General features: G+C 67.5%; 17 protein-coding genes. 12 read left to right on the top strand and 5 right to left on the bottom strand.

Going from position 1 to position 18,381, the window contains the following annotated elements:
• Positions 1-3: 3 nt before the first annotated feature.
• Genes FHS75_RS15650 through FHS75_RS15630 form a run of 5 tightly spaced genes read left to right on the top strand, consistent with a single transcriptional unit; the run spans position 4 to position 4,442 of the window.
• Positions 4-1,155: an aminotransferase class I/II-fold pyridoxal phosphate-dependent enzyme gene (locus FHS75_RS15650; RefSeq protein ID WP_179408615.1), complete on the top strand. Its 1,152-nt coding sequence runs from the start codon at positions 4-6 to the stop codon at positions 1,153-1,155.
• Positions 1,152-1,787 (top strand): alpha/beta fold hydrolase, encoded by a 636-nt coding sequence (locus FHS75_RS15645; protein WP_179408614.1) that lies wholly within the window; start codon positions 1,152-1,154, stop codon positions 1,785-1,787. Before FHS75_RS15650 ends, FHS75_RS15645 begins: the two co-directional genes overlap by 4 nt.
• Positions 1,784-2,560: a methyltransferase gene (locus FHS75_RS15640; RefSeq protein ID WP_179408613.1), complete on the top strand. Its 777-nt coding sequence runs from the start codon at positions 1,784-1,786 to the stop codon at positions 2,558-2,560. The genes FHS75_RS15645 and FHS75_RS15640 overlap by 4 nt, the downstream gene beginning before the upstream one ends.
• Positions 2,557-3,195, top strand: coding sequence for a dethiobiotin synthase (gene bioD, locus FHS75_RS17995; RefSeq protein WP_179408612.1), 639 nt, complete (start codon positions 2,557-2,559; stop codon positions 3,193-3,195). Before FHS75_RS15640 ends, bioD begins: the two co-directional genes overlap by 4 nt.
• On the top strand, positions 3,192-4,442 hold the full coding sequence (locus FHS75_RS15630) for an adenosylmethionine--8-amino-7-oxononanoate transaminase (RefSeq protein WP_179408611.1): 1,251 nt from the start codon (positions 3,192-3,194) through the stop codon (positions 4,440-4,442). The genes bioD and FHS75_RS15630 overlap by 4 nt, the downstream gene beginning before the upstream one ends.
• On the opposite strand, the gene FHS75_RS15625 is transcribed toward FHS75_RS15630, so the two are convergent.
• A complete protein-coding gene (locus FHS75_RS15625) occupies positions 4,439-5,062 on the bottom strand; it encodes a TetR/AcrR family transcriptional regulator (protein ID WP_179408610.1) in 624 nt (207 codons plus the stop codon). The two genes, FHS75_RS15630 and FHS75_RS15625, sit on opposite strands and share 4 nt — an antisense overlap.
• 110 nt (positions 5,063-5,172) lie before the next feature.
• On the opposite strand from FHS75_RS15625, the gene FHS75_RS15620 reads away from it, so the two are divergent.
• The 7 genes from FHS75_RS15620 (at position 5,173) to FHS75_RS15590 (ending at position 14,320) form a co-directional block, all read left to right on the top strand.
• Positions 5,173-7,548, top strand: coding sequence for a TonB-dependent receptor (locus FHS75_RS15620; RefSeq protein WP_179408609.1), 2,376 nt, complete (start codon positions 5,173-5,175; stop codon positions 7,546-7,548).
• A 43-nt stretch (positions 7,549-7,591) separates the two neighbouring features.
• Positions 7,592-8,449, top strand: a complete 858-nt coding sequence (locus FHS75_RS15615; RefSeq protein WP_179408608.1) for an alpha/beta fold hydrolase — start codon at positions 7,592-7,594, stop codon at positions 8,447-8,449.
• Positions 8,450-9,727: a spinster family MFS transporter gene (locus FHS75_RS15610; protein ID WP_179408607.1), complete on the top strand. Its 1,278-nt coding sequence runs from the start codon at positions 8,450-8,452 to the stop codon at positions 9,725-9,727.
• Positions 9,728-9,791: 64 nt separating this feature from the next.
• Positions 9,792-10,301, top strand: a complete 510-nt coding sequence (locus FHS75_RS15605) for a CinA family protein (RefSeq protein ID WP_179408606.1) — start codon at positions 9,792-9,794, stop codon at positions 10,299-10,301.
• Complete coding sequence (locus FHS75_RS15600; protein ID WP_179408605.1) at positions 10,298-12,361, top strand: NAD(+) synthase; 2,064 nt, start codon at positions 10,298-10,300, stop codon at positions 12,359-12,361. Before FHS75_RS15605 ends, FHS75_RS15600 begins: the two co-directional genes overlap by 4 nt.
• Positions 12,362-12,458: 97 nt before the next feature.
• Entirely contained in the window at positions 12,459-13,001 is a 543-nt protein-coding gene (locus FHS75_RS15595; RefSeq protein ID WP_179408604.1) for a CinA family protein, read from the top strand.
• Positions 13,002-13,081: 80 nt separating this feature from the next.
• Complete coding sequence (locus tag FHS75_RS15590; RefSeq protein ID WP_179408603.1) at positions 13,082-14,320, top strand: carboxylate--amine ligase; 1,239 nt, start codon at positions 13,082-13,084, stop codon at positions 14,318-14,320.
• Here FHS75_RS15590 and FHS75_RS15585 read toward each other — a convergent pair.
• From FHS75_RS15585 to FHS75_RS15570, 4 genes are all read right to left on the bottom strand, one after another.
• Complete coding sequence (locus FHS75_RS15585) at positions 14,250-14,810, bottom strand: arsenate reductase/protein-tyrosine-phosphatase family protein (RefSeq protein WP_179408602.1); 561 nt, start codon at positions 14,808-14,810, stop codon at positions 14,250-14,252. The two genes, FHS75_RS15590 and FHS75_RS15585, sit on opposite strands and share 71 nt — an antisense overlap.
• Positions 14,810-15,784, bottom strand: a complete 975-nt coding sequence (locus FHS75_RS15580) for a polysaccharide deacetylase family protein (RefSeq protein ID WP_179408601.1) — start codon at positions 15,782-15,784, stop codon at positions 14,810-14,812. The genes FHS75_RS15585 and FHS75_RS15580 overlap by 1 nt, the downstream gene beginning before the upstream one ends.
• Positions 15,781-16,650 (bottom strand): cupin-like domain-containing protein, encoded by an 870-nt coding sequence (locus FHS75_RS15575; protein WP_179408600.1) that lies wholly within the window; start codon positions 16,648-16,650, stop codon positions 15,781-15,783. Before FHS75_RS15575 ends, FHS75_RS15580 begins: the two co-directional genes overlap by 4 nt.
• Before the next feature lie 108 nt (positions 16,651-16,758).
• Positions 16,759-18,114 carry a GntP family permease gene (locus FHS75_RS15570; protein WP_179408599.1) on the bottom strand — a complete coding sequence of 452 codons (1,356 nt, stop codon included), beginning with the start codon at positions 18,112-18,114 and terminating at the stop codon, positions 16,759-16,761.
• Positions 18,115-18,381 lie beyond the last annotated feature (267 nt).

Genomic DNA, 18,381 nt, shown 5'->3' with positions numbered 1-18,381 from the left:
GCGATGGGCAGCCTTCAAGAGCGCATAGCCGGGCACCTCTCGGCGCTGGAGGCCGATGGACTTCGCCGCCGCCTCGTCCCCACCGATCCCGCGCCGCACGGCACGCTGAGGCGCGGCGACGCGACGCTGCTCGACTTCGCGGGCAACGATTACCTCGGCCTGTCGGCACATCCGGCGCTGGTCGAACGGGCACGCGAATGGACCTCGCGGCTGGGCACGGGGTCGGGCGCATCGCGGCTGGTTTCGGGCACGCGCACGGCGCACCTCGATCTCGAAGCGAGGATCGCGGCATTCAAGGGAACCGAAGCAGCGCTGCTTTTCGCGTCGGGCTGGCAGGCGAACGCCACGATCCTTCCCGCGCTGCTAAGGGCGGCACCGGGCGCGATGGTCTTCACCGACCGGCTGGTACACGCGAGCATGCACGCGGGCTGCGCCGCCGCAGGGGTCCGGCAGGCGCGCTATCGGCACAACGACCTCGCCGACCTGCGCGCGCGCCTCTCCGGCAAGGGAGCCGATGCGCCCGCGAGGATAATCATGACCGAAAGCGTGTTCTCGATGGACGGCGACCTTGCCGACATCGCCGCGCTGCGCGCCATCGCCGACGAACACGACGCCTTCCTGATCGTCGACGAGGCGCATGCGACCGGTGTCCTCGGCCCGCGCGGTGCAGGTCTTGCGGCGGGCGCGGACGTCGTCATGGGCACTTTCAGCAAGGCGATGGGCAGCTTCGGAGCCTATGTCGCGGCATCGCGCGATACCTGCGCCCTCCTTTCCAACGCAGGCAGCGGCTTCGTTTACTCGACCGCTCCGCCCCCGCCCGTGCTCGGCGCCATCGACGCCGCGCTCGACCTCGTGCCGGGGATGGACGCCGAAAGGGCGCACATCGCCGCGCTCGGCGAGCAACTGCGCGCGGGCCTTGCGAAACTGGGGCTCGATACCCGGGGTTCGGCCAGCCCGGTCGTGCCTGCCGTGATCGGCGAGGTCGAAGCCACGATGCGCATCGGTGAAGCGCTGGCCGGGCGCGGCTTCCTTGCCGGAACGATCCGCCCGCCAACGGTTCCGAAGGGCACCAGCCGCCTGCGCATGACGCTGCGCGCCTCGCACAGGTCCGAGGATATCCAGCGCCTGCTCGAAGCGACCTCCGAAGCGCTGTGATCCTGCTGTTCCATCACGGCTGGGCGTTCGATTCCGCCATCTGGCGCGACGTGATCGCGGCGCTGCCCGGGTTCGACTGCCGCGTCGTCGACCGGGGTTATTTCGGCCCTGCGCGTGAGCCTCGGGTCGAGAGCGCGTGCATCCTCGTCGCGCACAGCTTCGGCACTTGCCGCGCCATCGAGGCGATGCCCGAAGGCGCGCTGGGCCTTGTCGCCATCAACGGTTTCGACCGCTTCGCTTCCGACGGCGACGGTCCCGGCGTCCCGCGCCGCGCCTTTGGCCGCATGATCGCGCAATGCCGCGCCGACCCGGCAAGCTTCGTCGGCGACTTCCGCAAGCGCAGCGGCAGCGAAGGTCCGATGCCCGAGCCGGTCGGCGACCGGCTGCTCGCCGATTTCATCGCCCTGCGCGATGCCGACATGCGCAAGACCGCACAGGGGTTGCGGATTCCCGTCCTCGCGCTCGAAGGTGGCCGCGATCCCATCCTGAGCGAGGCAATGCGCGAAGCGGCGCTTTCCGGCGTGCCGCAGATCGAGAAGAAGGTCGTGCCGGACGCGGGTCACTTGCTGCCGGTGTCCGATCCCCTCTATTGCGCCGGCGAAATCAGGAACTTTGCGAATCGCATGGGATGACAGCGGCCTACCGCAACAGGGTCGAGCGCGCCTTCGGTGCCGCCGACGAATATGACCGGCACGCGCGCGTCCAGCGCCGCGTCGCCGACGCTCTGGCCGCGCATATCGCCGAGGCGTGCACCGTGCCGGTCGGCCGCGCGCTCGAGATCGGCTGCGGCACCGGCTTCCTGACCGAGGCGCTGGTCGGGCGCGGTATCGGCAGCCGCTGGCTGGTCACGGACATCGCGCCCGAAATGGTCGAGCGCAGCCGCGAGAGGCTGGGCGAGAGGCCGGGAATGACATTTGCGGTGCTCGATGGGGAATTCGGCATGCCGCCCGAACCCGGCTTCGACCTCATCTGCTCGAGCCTTGCGATGCAGTGGTTCGACGATACGCCTGCCGCTGCATTGCGGATGCGCGAGTGGCTGGCGCCGGGGGGATGTCTCGTGTTCACCACGCTCGGCGGCGGAAGTTTCGCCGAGTGGCGCGCGGCGCATGCGCGCGAGGGGCTTTCGTGTGGCGCGCTCGACCTTCCCGCGGTCGAAACCTGGCGCAGGGCCCTGCCCGACGCGCGGATCGACGTCTCTCGCTATGTCGAGCATCACGACAACGCGCGCGGCTTTCTTCGGGCGCTGAAGGCCATCGGCGCGGGCACGCCGGCGCGCGCGCATCGCCCGCTGACCGCTCCGCAACTGCGGCGCGTCATGGCGAACTTCGAGGCGACGGGGTGCGAAGTGACCTACGAAGTCGTCACATGCGTGCTCGAAGCCGGCGACGGGCGCGCGCCGCGATGAGCGCGCCGGCCTTCGTCGTCACCGGAACCGATACCGGCGTCGGCAAGACCGTCTTCGCCGCTGCCCTCACCGCCGCTCTCGGGGCCAGCTACTGGAAGCCGGTACAGGCCGGGCTCGACGCGGACGGACGCGGGGACAGCGCCGAAGTCGCGAGACTAGCCGGGCTTTCCGACAGGCGCATACTGCCCGAATCCTACGTCCTGCACACTCCGTGTTCCCCGCATCTCGCCGCCGAGATCGACCGGACGACCATCGTTCCCGAACGGCTCGCGCTGCCCGAAACGGACGGCCCGCTGGTGATTGAAGGCGCGGGCGGCGCGCTCGTCCCGTTGACGCGCTCGCTGCTCTACGCCGACGTGTTCGCGCACTGGCAGGTGCCGGCGATAATCGTCGCACGCACCGCGCTCGGCACGATCAACCACAGCCTGCTGACCATCGAGGCGCTGCGCGCGCGCGCGGTCCCGATTCACGGCATCGCCTTCGTCGGGGACGCGAACGAGGACAGCGAGGCGACGATCTGCGAGATGGGAGAGGTCGCGCGGCTGGGCCGCCTGCCCAGGCTCGAACGGCTCGAACCCACACCGCTCGCCATCGCCTTCTCGCGCGGTTTCCGGATGGAGGATTTCGGCGCGTGACCTCGCCCGTCTGGCACCCCTTCACCCAGCACGGGCTGCGCGAGCCCGTCCCCGAAGTCGCGAGCGCCAGGGACGCGCTGCTCTTCACGAAGGACGGGCGCGAGGTGATCGATGCGATTTCCTCGTGGTGGGTGACGACGCACGGCCACTGCCATCCGCGCATCATGGCGGCGATCGCGGAGCAGGCGCAGCGGCTCGACCAGCTCATCTTCGCGGGCTGGACTCACGAGCCCGCCGAGACGCTGGCACGCGGCCTGCGCGCGCTGATGCCGCAGGAACTGACCCGCGTGTTCTTCTCAGATTCGGGATCTACCTGTGTCGAGGTCGCGCTCAAGATGGCGCTGGGCTACTGGTCGGCGCGCGGCGAGGCGCGCGAGCGGATCGTGGTGCTGGAGCACAGCTACCACGGCGACACCATCGGCGCGATGTCCGTGGGCGCGCGCGGCGTCTTCAACCGGCCTTACGAGCCGCTGCTGTTCGACGTGACGACGGTTCCCTTTCCGGAGACCGCACGCGAGCAATTGGCGCTCGATGCGCTCGACCATGCCTGCGCTGGCGGGGCGGCGGCGTTCATCGTCGAGCCGCTGCTTCTCGGCGCCGGGGGAATGCGCGCCTATTCGGCCCGGGTGCTGGCCGAGATGCGCGACATCTGCTCGCGCCACGGGACGCTGCTGATCGCCGACGAAGTGATGACTGGGTGGGGCCGTACCGGGTCGCTGCTGGCGTGCGAGCAGGCAGGCGTCGTGCCCGATCTCCTGTGCCTGTCGAAAGGTCTGACCGGCGGCGCGCTGCCGCTGGCTGTGACGATGGCGAGCGAGCCGGTCTTCGAGGCGCACTACGATACCGACCGCGCGCGGATGTTCTTCCATTCCTCGAGCTACACCGCCAACCCGATCGCTTGCGCCGCGGCCAACGCCAACCTCGCTATCTGGCGCGAGGAACCGGTGCTCGACCGCGTGGCCCGGCTCGGCGAGCGCCAGCGCGCGGCCCTGGAAACGCTCGGGCAGGCGCATCGGATCGAGAACCCGCGCTGCCTCGGCTCGGTCGCCGCGTTCGACCTGCCGGGCGAGCAGGGCTATCTGGCCGACATCGCGCCGCGCCTCATGACCTTTTTCCGCGAGCGCGACGTACTGCTTCGTCCGCTGGGCAACACCATCTACGTCATGCCGCCCTATTCGATCACCGGGGAGCAGCTCGACCGGGTCTACGCGGTAATCTCCGAGGCGCTCGGCGCAACCCGGCTCTAACCCTTCGGACCGATGCCCTCGGCCAGGATCGCGGCGGCGATGTCGGCCACGCGGTCGGTGTCCTCGTCGGATGCCCAGACGGCATAGCGCAGTCCCAGGAACACGTTCATGCCCATGATCGCCCATGCGTGCGCCTCGCCCAGTCCGGGCTTGAGGTCGCCCTTGGCGGCTCCGTATTCGAGGCGCTCGCGAATGCGCCGCGCGGTGGTCTCGTAATGCTTGCGATAGCTCTCGGGATCGACGAACTCGGCCTCGTCGATGATCCGGTAGATTTCCTTGTGCGCCCGCGCGAATTCCATGAAACCGGCCAGCGCGGCGCGCTCGCGTTCCAGCGAGGTCAGCCCGTCGACCTGAGCCTTGCCGGCGCTGGTCTTCACCCGCTCGCTCATGTCCTTCACCAGCGCGCGGAAAATCTCGTCCTTCGAATCGAAGTAGGTGTAGAAGCTGCCGAGCGCCGTCCCCGCCCGCCGGGTGATCCCGCTGATCGATCCGTCGTGAAAGCCTTTCTCGCCGAATTCCTCGGCGGCGGCATCGAGCAACTTGCGAAGCGTCTCGCGCCCCCGCGCGGTACGCGGGATCTTGTCCGGCCCCGCTGTCTCAACCGTGCGATCGTTGCTCATTTGCATCAGCTAGCCAACGGAAATGCACTTGGCAAATATTAAAGTTGAAAGACGGTTCAGGTTTCAATAGAGGCAACACCAGAATAGAACGTCAGTGGAGAGATTCCCCGATGAACACGGCCCGCCTTCGCCTTGCTTCCAGCCTCGTCGTCATCGCCGCCGCATCGCTGAGCGCCCCTTCCTTTGCGCAGGATGCAGGCCCTGCCGGCGTCGACCCGGCGGAAACCGACGCCTACGCCGACGGCGGCATGGAGGGCGAGATCATCGTCACCGCCCGCCGCCGCGAGGAGCGGCTCGTCGACGTTCCGGTGGCCGTCACCTCTTTCAGTGCCGAGGAGCTGACCCGGCGCGGCGCGGTCGATATCACCGACATCGCGCAGTACACGCCCAACACCACGCTCGAGGCTTCGCGCGGCACCAACTCCACGCTTTCCGCCTTCATCCGCGGCATCGGCCAGCAGGATCCGGTCTCCGGCTTCGAGCAGGGCGTCGGCATCTATCTCGATGACGTCTACCTTAACCGCCCGCAGGCCGCCGTGCTCGACATCTACGACGTCGAGCGGATCGAGGTCCTGCGCGGCCCGCAGGGCACGCTTTACGGTCGCAACACCATCGGCGGCGCGGTCAAGTACGTCACCCGCCAGTTGCCGCAGGACGTATCGGTCCGCGTCAAGGCGACGTACGGCACCTACGACCAGATGGAAGGCATCGTCACCGCCTCGGCTCCGCTCGGCGATATCGTGCGCGTCGGCGGTTCGGTCGCGCGGCTCACCCGCGACGGCTTCGGCGAGAACCTGACGACCGGCCAGGACAATTACGACAAGGACATCTGGGCAGGCCGCGCCACGCTCGAATTCGGCGGCTACGGCGAGCCGGTGCTGGTGCGTATTTCCGGCGACTACACGAAGGACAAGAGCAACGCGCGCGGCGGCCATCGCCTGATTACGGGCCTGCAATCCGGCGCGCCCGTGCTCGACGATGTCTACGACACGCGCGGCGGCCTTCTCGATCCCGAGCAGGAAGTCGAAGCCTACGGCCTTTCGATGAACATCACGGCCGAACTGAGCGATGCAGTGACGCTGCGCTCGATCAGTGCATGGCGCAAGGACGACAGCGCCTCGCCGATCGACTTCGACGCGCTTCCCGCCGTCGATCTCGACGTGCCGGCCTATTACCGCAACGAGCAGCTCAGCCAGGAATTCCAGCTTCTCTACGACGACGGCGGGCCGCTGCAGGCGCTGCTTGGGTTCTACTACCTCGATGCCCGCGCCGACACGCAGTTCGACGTCCGCATCTTCACGACCTTCGCCGGGCTGACCGCGTTCACAGAGGCCAACGTCGATACCGAGACCTACGCGGTCTTCGGCGACGTCACCTTCGACGTGACCGAGCAACTCAGCCTGTCGGTCGGCGGTCGCTACACGTGGGACGAGCGCCGGGCCGAGATCCTGCGGCAGAACTACCTCGGCGGCGGGTCGCCGGTCTTCGGCGGCGCGGGCGTGCCGTTCGGCGGCCCGGCCACCGATTTCGACGGTACCGCGAAGTACAAGAAGTTCACGCCGCGCGCCTCAGTCAGCTTCCAGCCGACGCCCGACCAGAACATCTACGCCAGCTACTCGAAGGGCTTCAAGGGCGGCGGCTTCGACCCGCGCGGCGTCGGCACCAGCGCGCCCGACCTCGACGGCGACGGCATCCTGCAGGACAGCGAGATCGCCGACTTCCTGAGCTTCGCGCCCGAAAGCGTCGACAGCTACGAGATCGGATACAAGGGTTCGTTCTTCGGCGGCGGTCTCTACATCGCGGCAGCGGCGTTCCGCATGGACTACAAGGATGTGCAGATCCCCGGCTCGCTGGGCTGCACGGTCGACGGACTGCCCACATTCTGCGGCGTCATCACGAATGCCGGCAAGGCGCGTATCCAGGGTGTCGAGCTCGAAGGCAGCGCCCGTCTCGCCCGCGACTTCGCCACTCCCGGCGACCGCCTGACGCTGTCCGGATCGCTCGGCTACATCGATGCCGAGTACAAGACGTACATCACCAACATCGCGGCAACTCCCACCGACGTCGCCGATTTCCGCGAGGTGCAGAATACCCCGAAGTGGTCGGGCAGCGCGACGCTGGCCTATCTCACGCCGGTGGGCGACGGCGACCTGTCGCTGGGCACGACCGTCTCGTTCAAGAGCAAGACCTACCAGTTCGAGATTCCGAACCCGTTCCTCGACCAGGGGTCCTACGCGCTGCTCGACGCCAACATCGTCTATACCGCCCCGAACGATCGCTGGTCGATCGGGCTGCACGGCAAGAACCTGCTCGACAAGCAGTACAAGACGTCGGGCTATACTTTCGTTCAGACCGATCCGCTTTCCGGCGCGATCGTCTACGACGGTGCGGGCAACGTCATTCCGACGCTCGGGCCGGAAGGGACGCTTACGGCCTTTTACGGAAACCCTCGACAGGTCTATGTAAGCGCGACGATCAAGTTCTGATCGTGGTCGGCAATCCTAACCGCCGGCCGGCGGGGGCACGCGCATGACCTATCGGGAACACCGCTTTCGAAGCGCCGACGACAGGCTCGACCTGTTCGCCCGGGACTATCCCGGCGACGGGCCGGTCCTGCTGATGATGCACGGCCTCACCCGCAACAGCGCAGACTTCGAGCCCCTCGTCGCGCACCTCGAGGGACGGTACCGGCTGATCGTGCCCGACCAGCGCGGGCGCGGCCTGTCGCAGAACGATCCCGACGCGGCCAACTATCGACCCGACACCTATTCGCACGACATGTTCACGCTGCTCTCGTCGCTCGAAATCGAGACGGCGAACCTTGTCGGGACGTCGATGGGCGGGCTCATGTCGATGGTCATGGTGGCGATGCAGCCCGAGCGGTTCCCGTCGATCGTGCTCAACGACATCGGACCGGAGATCGACGACGCCGGTCTCGGGCGAATCGCGAAATTCGTCGGTCCGCGCGGGGCGATGACCGACTGGGCCGAGGCCGCCGAACGGACCCGCGCGCTCAACCAGCATGCGCTCAGGGGGCTCGACGCGGACGACTGGCTGGCTTTCGCCCGCAGGACCTGCCGCGAGACCGAGGCCGGCGAGATCGAGTTCGCGTACGATCCGCGCATAGCCGATGCTTTCGCAGAGCCCGAAGGGGTCGCGCCCGTCGACCTCTGGCCGCTGTGGAACGCGATGTCCGCCCATCCCGTACTGCTCGTGCGCGGAGAGACGTCCGACCTGCTCTCTCGCGAAACGGTGGCGCGGATGGAACGCGAGCATGCCGGGCCGTTCGCCTTCGTCGACCTGCCGGAGAGGGGACATGCGCCCATCCTAGACGAGCCGGAGGCGGTCGCGGCGATCACGCGGTTCCTGTCCGAGCACGCGCGCTAGATGGCGACAGGTACCGCCCGCGACACCGCGGCACGGCCCGGCGTCGTGCTGGCGATGCTGCTCGCCGTCTACATCTTCAACTGGATCGACCGGCAGATCCTCGCGATCCTCGCCGCGCCGATCCAGGCGGACCTCGACCTGACCGATGGCGAGATGGGCCTGCTCGGCGGCATCTCCTTCGCCCTGCTCTACTCGACGCTGGCGGTACCGCTGGCGGCGCTGGCGGACCGGACGAGCCGCAGCTGGGTCATCACGGTCAGCCTCGTCGTATGGAGCGGCTTCACCGCGCTGTGCGGCCTTGCGCAGGGGTTCTGGCAGATATTCTTCGCAAGGCTCGGCGTCGGTGTCGGCGAAGCAGGCGGCGTGGCGCCGTCCTACGCGGTGATCAGCGACTACTTCCCCAGCGAGAAACGCGCCCGCGCACTTTCGGTATACGCGCTCGGCGTGCCGGTGGGTTCGGCGGCTGGCGTGCTTGCAGGCGGGTACATCGCGGCCACCGTCGACTGGCGGATCGCGTTCTTCACCGTCGGGCTTGCGGGCATCGTGCTGGCTCCGCTGTTCAAGGCGCTGGTGAGGGACAAGCCGCGCGCCGTTCCCGCGCAGGCATCCCCCGGCCTTGCCGACCACGGCCTTGCCGCCACCGCCCGGCTGCTGGCGCGCAAGCCCTCCTTCTGGCTGCTGTCCTTCGGAGGGGCAGCGTCCTCGATGCTGGGCTACGGCATCGCCTTCTGGCTGCCCAGCCTCCTGCAGCGCAGCTTCGGCCTCGATCTGGTCGAGACATCGCAATACTTCGGTGCGCTACTCCTCCTCGGCGGGGTCGCGGGCATCCTTGCCGGCGGCTGGCTTGGCGACCGGCTGGGTGCGCGCAACAAGGCCTGGTACGGCTACGTTCCCGCCATCGCCTTCGTCGCCGCGACCCCGCTGTTCGCACTCGGCATCGTCGCGGAGGATACCGCGTTGTCCTTCGTCCTCTTCCTGCTTCCGCAAGCCCTCGCCTACATCTGGCTCGGACCGGTGCTTTCGGCGATACAGCACCTCGTCGCGCCGCCTGCCCGCGCGACGGCTTCGGCACTGTTCCTGCTGATCAACAATCTCATCGGCCTTGGCGGCGGCATCTATGCGCTCGGCGCCTTCTCCGAGTTCCTCATGCCGATCTACGGCAACGAGGCGCTGCGCTACTCGATGCTCTACTCGCTCGTGCTGTACCTCGTGGCAGGACTTCTTATGGCGCTCGCCGGCCCGCGCCTCCGCCGCGACTGGGTGACCGAGATCACTTGAAACCCCGAGGGCGCGGCGCGCGTTGTCCCCTGCACGATCAAAAGCATCGAAAGGGCCAGGGGCAGTGGCGGAAACGCTCGACGGAGCAATACCCGAAAGCATCGTGAGAAAGGCGCATCTCGTGCTCGAGAGCGCCGACGGGAAAGGAATGATGCTGGCGACCGCCGAAAGCTGCACCGGCGGACTCCTCGCCGCTCTGCTGACCGATGTGCCGGGCCTGAGCCACGTGTTCGAGCGCGGCTTCGTCGCTTACTCGAAAAGCGCCAAGTGCGACCTCCTCGACATCGATCGCGACAAGGTCGAGGGATGCGGCGCGGTCAGCCGCGAGATCGCCATCGACATGGCCGAAGGCGCGCTGCGCCGTTCGGGCGCCGAGGTCGCGCTTTCGATCACCGGCTTTGCCGGACCGGGAGACGAAGGCGACGAAGAAGGGCTTGTTCATTTCGCGTGTTGCCGCAAGGGTGGCGCGATGACGCATCGCGAAGAACATTTCGGATCGATCGGGCGCGAAGGTGTGCGCAAGGCAGCGCTCGAGGTTGCCCTCGACATGATGGCGGGAGCCGTCGGGGAATGACCGCAGGCTCTGCGCACCCCTTTTACGACATGCACCGGCACGGCTTCGTGCGGGTCGCGGCGAGTACGCCGCACGTGCGCACCGCCGACGTCGCCTTCAACCGCGATGCGATCCTGAAGGAAGCGCGCCGCGCGCACGAGCGCGACGTCGACCTGCTTGTCTATCCGGAACTGTGCCTGTCCTCGTATGCCATCGACGACCTGCACATGCAGGCCGCGATGATCGAGGCTTGCGAGCGGGCCGTCGCGGAAATCGTCGAGGCCAGCGCCGGCTTGTCGCCGGTGCTGCTGGTCGGCGCTCCCGTCGCGCACCGGGACCGGCTCTACAACTGCGCGCTCGTCATCGCGAACGGGCGGCTGCTGGGCGTCGTGCCGAAGAGCTACCTGCCCAATTACCGCGAGTTCTACGAAAAGCGCTGGTTTGCCCACGGCCGGAACATTCGCGGGCTGTCGACAAAGGTCGCGGGCCATGAAGCGCCTTTCGGCTGCGACCTCGTCTTCGCGTCGGAACGGCTGCCCGGTTTCCGCTTCTTCGTCGAGATCTGCGAGGACTTCTGGGCCGCCGTGCCGCCCTCGACGATGGGCGCGCTCGCCGGGGCGACGATCCTGTGCAACCTCTCCGCCTCAAACATAACCATCGGCAAGTCAGACGAGCGCCACATGCTCTGCCGCTCGCAATCCTCGCGCGCGGCGGCAGCCTACGTCTATTCGGCGGCGGGCCATGGCGAGAGCACGACCGACCTTGCCTGGGACGGACAGGGCATGATCTACGAGCTGGGCGACCTGCTCTGCGAGTCCGAACGCTTCAGCCTCGAACCCGAACTGTGCCTTGCCGACATCGACTGCGAGCGCATCTCGAACGACCGCACCCGGCTGCAGACCTTCAACGATGCCGCCGAGGCGAACGGCCGGCCCGAGGACAGCTTCCGCACCGTCGCCTTCGACCATGCGCCTGCGAGCGGCGACATCGGCCTTGTCCGCCCGATCCGCCGCTTCCCGTTCGTGCCGAACCGCCCCCACAAGCTCGACGAGGACTGCTTCGAGGCGTTCAACATCCAGGTCGAGGGGCTGATGCGCCGGTACGAGGCGACGCGCGGCGATTCGATGGTGATCGGAGTTTCGGGCGGTCTCGATTCGACCCATGCGCTGATCGTCGCGGCCAAGGCCTGCGACCGTCTCGGCCTGCCGCGCACGCACATTCGCGGCTACACGATGCCCGGTTTCGGCACGTCCGAAGGCACGAAGTCGAACGCGTGGAAGCTGATGAAGGCCCTCGGCATCACCGCCGGGGAAATCGACATCCGCCCCGCAGCGACCCGGATGCTCGAGGATATCGGCCACGCCTTCGCCGATGGCGAGCCTGTCTACGATACGACTTTCGAGAACGTGCAGGCCGGCCTGCGCACCGATTACCTGTTCCGGCTGGCGGGGCAGCATCGGGGGTTCGTGATCGGAACCGGCGATTTGTCCGAACTGGCGCTGGGCTGGTGCACCTACGGCGTCGGCGACCAGATGAGCCACTACGCGGTCAACGCGGGCGTACCCAAGACGCTGATCCAGTACCTCATCCGCTGGACCACGACGACCGCGCAGTTCGACGAGGCGACCGACACGGTGCTGCTATCGATACTCGGCACCGAGATTTCGCCCGAACTGGTCCCTGTCGGAGAGGACGGCGAGATCCAGAGCACCGAGGACAAGATCGGCCCCTACGAGCTCAACGACTTCTTCCTGCACCACATCATGCGCTTCGGCCAGCGACCCTCGAAAGTCGCCTTCCTGGCATGGCATGCCTGGCGCGACGTCGGGGAGGGAAGCTGGCCCGCCGAATTCCCAGAGGCGAACAGGAACGCCTACGCGCTGGCGGAAATCCGCAAGTGGCTGGAGAGCTTCTGCTGGCGCTTCTTCGCGTTCAGCCAGTTCAAGCGCTCGGCCATTCCCAACGGCCCCAAGGTCAGTTCCGGCGGCGCGCTCAGCCCGCGCGGTGACTGGCGCGCGCCTTCGGATGCGGTTGCCGACGTGTGGCTCGACGAACTGCGCGCGAACGTTCCCGAAATTTGATTCGAGAACGATCTGGATTTTGCCAAGTTTCGGGGAACCTTCGCGCTTCGGGTTGCGTTGCACAACCGTCTGAGAACCCGGGAGCAAAAATCAAATCATGCAGCGTTCGATTGCTCCTCAAGTTGTTGAAAAGACGTCCCCCGCCAGTATCGAAACGATTGCCGAGCGCGCTCTTGCAATTGCAGCACAGTCGCACTTGCGGGTCGCGACCGCAGAATGCTGCACCGGCGGCCAGATTGCCTCGCTGCTGACGGGTTCCGCTGCATCGAGAAGCGTGTTCGACAGGGCGTTCGTCGCCTTCAGTCCGCAATCGCTCGGCGACATCACCGGGCTCTCGCCCGCTGAGATCGCGCTGGCTGGCGAGGCCAGCGACGTCGTCGCGATGGCGATGGCGCGCAAGGTCCTGCGCAACTCGAGCGCGGACATCGCGCTGGCCATCGCAAGCGCCCCCGGCCCCGCCCCCTTCGGTGAGGGCAACCTGCACGTCCACATCGCCTCGCTCGACAGGGCCGGGCACCGGCTGCACCGCGAATTCCATTTCCGCATCGCCGCCTATTCCGAAGGCCGCGACATGACTGCCCGCGCTGCAGTGCTTCTCCTGCAGGAAGCAATCGAGGCGTCGAAAAAGCGCCGCTTCTGACAGTTCCCGGCTGCCATTAGGGCGGCATGAAGGTTTCCGCGCTAGGCAGGAGGCGAAACGTTCGCCTGCACGGAAATCGCATGTCCGAGACCAGCCTCGATCCCATCGTCGTGATCGGCACGGACAGCCCCATCGGGCTGACGGTGATGCGCGAGCTGGGCGAACGCGGCATCGCGGTCCATGCCTTCGGCAAGGGCGAGGACGCGCTCGGTCGCTGGTCGCGCCATGCCTCACGGTTCCGAACGATCCCCGGCCCATTGGCCGACTGGTTGCCCGCGTACGTAGCAGCGCACCGGATCGGCGCCGTCATGGCAATTTCCGAGCATCACCTGATTGAGCTCGCGCGCCTGAAGGCCCGGCTCGGCGGCGCGCGCGCGCTCTGCCCCGATCCCGAGAAGCTCAACCTCGTGCTCGACAAGCGACGCACGTTCGCGCTTGCCGCAGAGGCGGGCATCGACGTTCCGCGCGGCTGGCATCCCGCCGCCGGAGAGGATTTCGCCGCGATCGCCCGGTCGCTCGACTATCCGGTGGCGATCAAGTGGCCCGATCCCAATGCTGTATCCCGGCAACTGGCCGCAGGCGGCATCGCGCTCGAAAAGGTCGAGTACGCGGCGGACGCGCCATCGTTGCTCGACATCCTCGACCGCTATGCGCCGCTAGGCGTATGGCCGCTCGTCCAGACATGGGTTGCAGGCCACGGCCTCGGCCAGATGCTCAACATGCACGATGGCCGCGCGACGCTTGTCTTCCAGCATCGCCGCTTGCGCGAATGGCCGCCGAGCGGCGGCGTCTCGGCGCTGTGCGAAGCGGTGCCGCTTGCCGAGCATGCCGCGCAGATGGAGCGGTCGGAGCGCCTGTTGCGCCGCATCGGCTGGGAAGGCCCGGCGATGGTCGAGTACCGCTTCGATCCGGCGACGGGACGATACTGGCTGATGGAGATCAACGGTCGCTTCTGGGGCAGCATGCCGCTTGCCTACCACTGCGGCGCGCATTTTGCGTGGGAGGCATGGCGCTGCGGTGTCGAGGGCAAGGACGCAGCGCCCCACCAGATCAGGCAGCGCCGTGCCCGCTACGTCATTCCCGACGCGAAGCACCTTCTCGCCGTGTTGCGCGACGGCAAGCTTCCGGTCCTGCGCCGCCTTGCGTTCGGCTTGCGCTTTGTTGCGGACTTCCTCGACCCGCGGATGCGATACTACGTCTGGTCGCTGCGCGATCCGGGGCCGTTCTTCGGCGACCTTATCGGCATCGTCAGGAAGCGGCTGCGGCGGCGTTCGGAAAAGCCCGGCACAACGCGCGGACGGCTTCCTCGATCCGCGTGAGGCAGGTCTCCATGTAGGCCGGGTCGAGGCCGAAGGGATCGTGCAGGTGCGGCACCCCCGCATAGGCACCGAGCAGGCCGCGCGGCAGGTGCGCCAGGCCCGACAGGGCGGAAAGCCTGCGCAAGTGGCGCGTCTCCATCGCCAGCAGGTAGTCGCCCGGCCTCGCCCGGAAGTCGCGCATGTCGGTGGCCGCATGCCCGTCGAGCGAGAGCCCGCGCCGCGCGGCAACCTCTGCGGTTCCCGGCCAGGCGGGCCTGCCGGTGGTGGTCGAAAGACCGAACGATGCGGTCTCCATCCCCGCCCGCCGCGCCAGCGCCTCGGCATAGGCGCTGCGGCATATGTTGCCGTGGCATACGAATACGAGGCGGCGCACTGCCTCAGGCTCGGGCCGCAAATCGCACGCGATGCCGCCCGCGACTTCTCCGTAGGCAAGGCCGAGCCGCACTGCCCCGCGCCAGGTTCCGAAGCGCCTGTCTATCGCGGCAAACATCACCCGGCCCCGTAGAGCGCGTTGGAGACCGCCTGCTCGGCATAGCGCATACCCGTGCGCAAGGGGCTGCAGGGCAGCAAATGCGTCGTCGCCCTGCCCGGCGCCGGTCGCGGGGCATCGTCGGCATAGGTTGCCGTTCGCACACCCGGCATGGCGGCAAGTCCCGCGCACAGCTTCGCGAACCGGCGGCGCACCACCTGGTTCACCTGCGCACGGTCACGACTGAGCAGTTCGAAGCTGTGCGATACAAGAGTGAACGAACCCGCTCCGCAGTCGCGCGCATGTCCTATGGCCGCGAGGGTTTCGGCGGCACTGAGCGCGGTCACCTGCGCGTGGCGCAGCCGGTCTCCGAAACCTGCTATGCAGCCGACGGGCACTTCGACCACGCCGCGATGTTCGACAGGCTCGCGATCCTCGGGGCCGAGCGAAATGGCGCAATGCGATCCCGCGATGCCGGGACAGTGACTGGTGTCGTGTGTCAGGCCGAGCTCGCCCAGCGCCAGCAGCGTATCGTCGTCTGCACCGTAATTGCCGGCGCGAAAGGCGGTCGGCGCAGGCGCTCCGGCAGCGACGAGAGTATCGCGTGCCCATTCGATCAGGCCGCACTGCTCGTCGAACGAAAAATCTCGCAGGTTCAGGCCGGTCCTGTTCCCCAGCGGATTGGAGTCCCCTGCAAGTTCGAGCCATTCGGTGTGGAGGTGCAATTGCACGTCGTGGCCGCGCTCGACGATGGGGGCGACGACGTCCGAAATCGCTTCGACGCCCCAGATCAGCGCAGGCATCGGATCGACGAAGAACACGGCCTTGAGGCCGTGATCGTCGAACACGTCCATCTGGTAGGGAACGCCGACGCTCCCCGATGGCGTCTCGCACGCAATGGAGCGCCTGAAGTTCTCGGCACGGCAACCCGGCCCCAGCCGCTTCGCCATGCCCGCTGAATATTCGGTGTCGATGGTGATGTAGACCCTGGTCATGCGGCCCGACCTTCGAGCCCGAGCGTCGCGCGCGCCTTGCGGATCGCGCGGAAGGCCAGCGACTTTGTCCGGTTGTGCGACGGGAACGCCGCCGGGCTTCGCGGCGAAAGGCCCATCTGCCGCAGCATGTGGTTGAAGGCCCGCGCGTCGGCCTCGGCAAAGCTCCAGTCCGAGCGCCAGGTGACCGAAAGCGAGATCGATACCGCATCGCCGTTGCGCACGAAGTGCGGTGCCTTGACCGGAACGTGGATCGCCTCTCCAGGCGCGATCGAGATCTCTCGCCCCAAGTGGCGGAAATCGTCGCGCCAGGGGATATTGCGGTGATGCTTGCCCAGATGGAAGGCCTCGTGCACCTCGGGCCGCAGCAGCGTCTCGTCGCCGGGAAACACGGTCATCGTCTTCTCGCCCCGCACCTGCAGCAGGATGTTGTGTTCGGGATCGAAGTGGAACGGCGTCACCGATCCTGGCGAGGTGACGAAGACGAACCCCTCGGTCTGGAGCATCGCTCCGGTGCGCGGCTCGACGATCGGCTTCACTTCGTCCAGCAGGGCATGGAGCAGTTCGGCGTAGGGCGGATGCTGCTCGATCCGCTTCAGCACCATCCACGACCCGTTGTCGGCGATGGTGCGGATCGTCTCGGCAATGCCGAGCGACGGGGCGGGCACATCCTCGGGCGCGATGCCGACGGGCAGGTCGCCCGGATTGTACTCGACGCTGTCCCCGGGAAGCGCTGCGGCAAGTTCCTCGAGTGCGGAAAGCGTCAGCAGGGGGTGGTCGAGCAGCCGGTGAGAGAGCCGCGCGGCCTCCCCGGGATAGACCCGCCCGAATTCGGCGAGGCCCGCTTGCGTGAATACGGCGTCCGTCATCGCGAACCCTGTCCTTGATGTATCCGTCCGGGGCGCGGCGAAGCGCCCGCAATTGTGCCGGAATGCCTTAGGACTTTCGGGTTAACGCCCGGTTTGCCTTCGTCTGGGTCAGAACAGGATGAACAGCGCCAGCGCCAGCGCCAGCCCTGCCAGCGGTACCAGCACGGTCAGCACCCCGACCGGGCCATAGGCGTCCTGGTGGGTCTCGCCGCAGATCGCGCGGATCGTGGTGACGATATAGCCGTTGTGCGGCAGGCTATCGAGCGCGCCGCTGGCGATGGCGACGGTGCGATGAAGCTCGCCCGGCTCTGCTCCCGCGCCAAGGTAGGCGGGCGCGATCAGCGGCAGGGCGATGGTCTGCCCGCCCGACGCCGAACCGGTCAGCCCGGCGATCACCGTCACCGCGATGGCCGCGCCGAGGAGCGGGTCCCCCGGCAGGTCCTTCACCATCTCGAGCGCCTGCTGGAAGGCGGGCGAAAGCGCCGCGACCGCGCCGAAGCCGACAACCGCGCAGGTGTTGGTGATCGCCACGACCGCGCCGGTCGCGCCGCGCGAGAACGCGGCGGGCATCGCTCCCTTCGACTTGCGCCCGACGAGGACGGCAATCGCCGTGCCCGCACCGAGCGCGACGACCAGCGCCCACTTGCCGAGCGACTCCTCGGGCATGATCGAGGAGAAGGGACCAAGCGCCTGCGGGTACTGGAAGATCATGAACACGCCGAGCACGGCGGCAAGCGGCAGCAGGCAGAGCAGCGGGTGCGGCAGGACGCGGTTCTCGTCGACCACGTCATCGCCGGGGCGGGCCTCGAAATGCTCTCCGTTCGCCACCGCGCGCTTCACCATGCGCTGGAGCAGCACGTATCCGACGCCCGCCATCAGCACAGCCACGACCAGGCTGACCTGCCAGCCCGCATAGGCCGTCGTGCCGAGGTACTGCATGGGGATGAGGTTCTGGATTTCGGGCGAGCCCGCGCTCGTCATCGTGAAGGTGACCGACCCGAAGCACAGCGCCGCCGGGATGAAACGGCGCGGCAGGTTCGCCTGCCGGAACAGGTGCACCGCCAGCGAATAGACCGAAAACGCGACGATGAAGACCGAGACGCCGCCATATGTCAGCACCGCGCAGGCCGCGACCACCGCCAGTACGGCGTGCCGGATGCCGATCTTGTCGATGATCCACTGCGCCACGCTCGCCGCCGCGCCGCTTGCGCCCATCACCTCGCCGAAGATCGCACCGAGCAGGAACATCAGGAACCAGTCGGCGAAGAAGCCGGTGAAACCGGCCATGTACGACGTTGCGTAATCGGGCGCTTCGGCTCCGGCGAGCGGCGGGAGCCATGCGATGCCGCTGGTTGCAGCGACCACTGCTGCGGCAACCGGTCCGGCGATGAGGATGTTCACCCCCTTCACGGTCATCCAGATGAGCAGCGCCAACGCGCCGATGAGCCCTATCGTACTGAGCACGTGCGTGTTCTCCCCTTCCCTCGCCGCTTATTGCCCCGCCACCGGCAAGGCAACCGTGATCAGTGACAGGGGCGCGAAAGGGGCCGCTCGCCTTGCAATCGTGCCCCGATTTGGTAGGCCGCGCGTTCTTGCAGCAGGGAAACCCCCGCACATTCGCGGGCGGTCGAAGGAAACGCACGATCCGGACAGGCGAAGCCCAGATTCCGCGAGGCCGTCACGGCGCCTCGCCACCGAACGCCGCTTTCTCGTCTCGCCGGTGCCTGCCCT

It is taken from the genome of Novosphingobium marinum (assembly GCF_013408095.1).
In the GTDB taxonomy this organism is placed as follows: Bacteria; Pseudomonadota; Alphaproteobacteria; order Sphingomonadales; family Sphingomonadaceae; genus Novosphingobium; species Novosphingobium marinum.
This window is presented reverse-complemented; position numbering and strand designations above follow the sequence as displayed.

Excerpts from the sequence above, each read along its gene's own strand:
- FHS75_RS15640 (WP_179408613.1), top strand. The coding sequence starts at position 1,784 with ATGACAGCGGCCTACCGCAACAGGGTCGAGCGCGCCTTCGGTGCCGCC.
- FHS75_RS15575 (WP_179408600.1), bottom strand. The coding sequence starts at position 16,650 with ATGACGGACGCCGTATTCACGCAAGCGGGCCTCGCCGAATTCGGGCGG.
- FHS75_RS15615 (WP_179408608.1), top strand. The coding sequence starts at position 7,592 with ATGACCTATCGGGAACACCGCTTTCGAAGCGCCGACGACAGGCTCGAC.
- FHS75_RS15580 (WP_179408601.1), bottom strand. The coding sequence starts at position 15,784 with ATGACCAGGGTCTACATCACCATCGACACCGAATATTCAGCGGGCATG.
- bioD (WP_179408612.1), top strand. The coding sequence starts at position 2,557 with ATGAGCGCGCCGGCCTTCGTCGTCACCGGAACCGATACCGGCGTCGGC.
- FHS75_RS15590 (WP_179408603.1), top strand. The coding sequence starts at position 13,082 with ATGTCCGAGACCAGCCTCGATCCCATCGTCGTGATCGGCACGGACAGC.
- FHS75_RS15585 (WP_179408602.1), bottom strand. The coding sequence starts at position 14,810 with ATGTTTGCCGCGATAGACAGGCGCTTCGGAACCTGGCGCGGGGCAGTG.
- FHS75_RS15610 (WP_179408607.1), top strand. The coding sequence starts at position 8,450 with ATGGCGACAGGTACCGCCCGCGACACCGCGGCACGGCCCGGCGTCGTG.
- FHS75_RS15650 (WP_179408615.1), top strand. The coding sequence starts at position 4 with ATGGGCAGCCTTCAAGAGCGCATAGCCGGGCACCTCTCGGCGCTGGAG.
- FHS75_RS15595 (WP_179408604.1), top strand. The coding sequence starts at position 12,459 with ATGCAGCGTTCGATTGCTCCTCAAGTTGTTGAAAAGACGTCCCCCGCC.
- FHS75_RS15625 (WP_179408610.1), bottom strand. The coding sequence starts at position 5,062 with ATGAGCAACGATCGCACGGTTGAGACAGCGGGGCCGGACAAGATCCCG.
- FHS75_RS15600 (WP_179408605.1), top strand. The coding sequence starts at position 10,298 with ATGACCGCAGGCTCTGCGCACCCCTTTTACGACATGCACCGGCACGGC.
- FHS75_RS15620 (WP_179408609.1), top strand. The coding sequence starts at position 5,173 with ATGAACACGGCCCGCCTTCGCCTTGCTTCCAGCCTCGTCGTCATCGCC.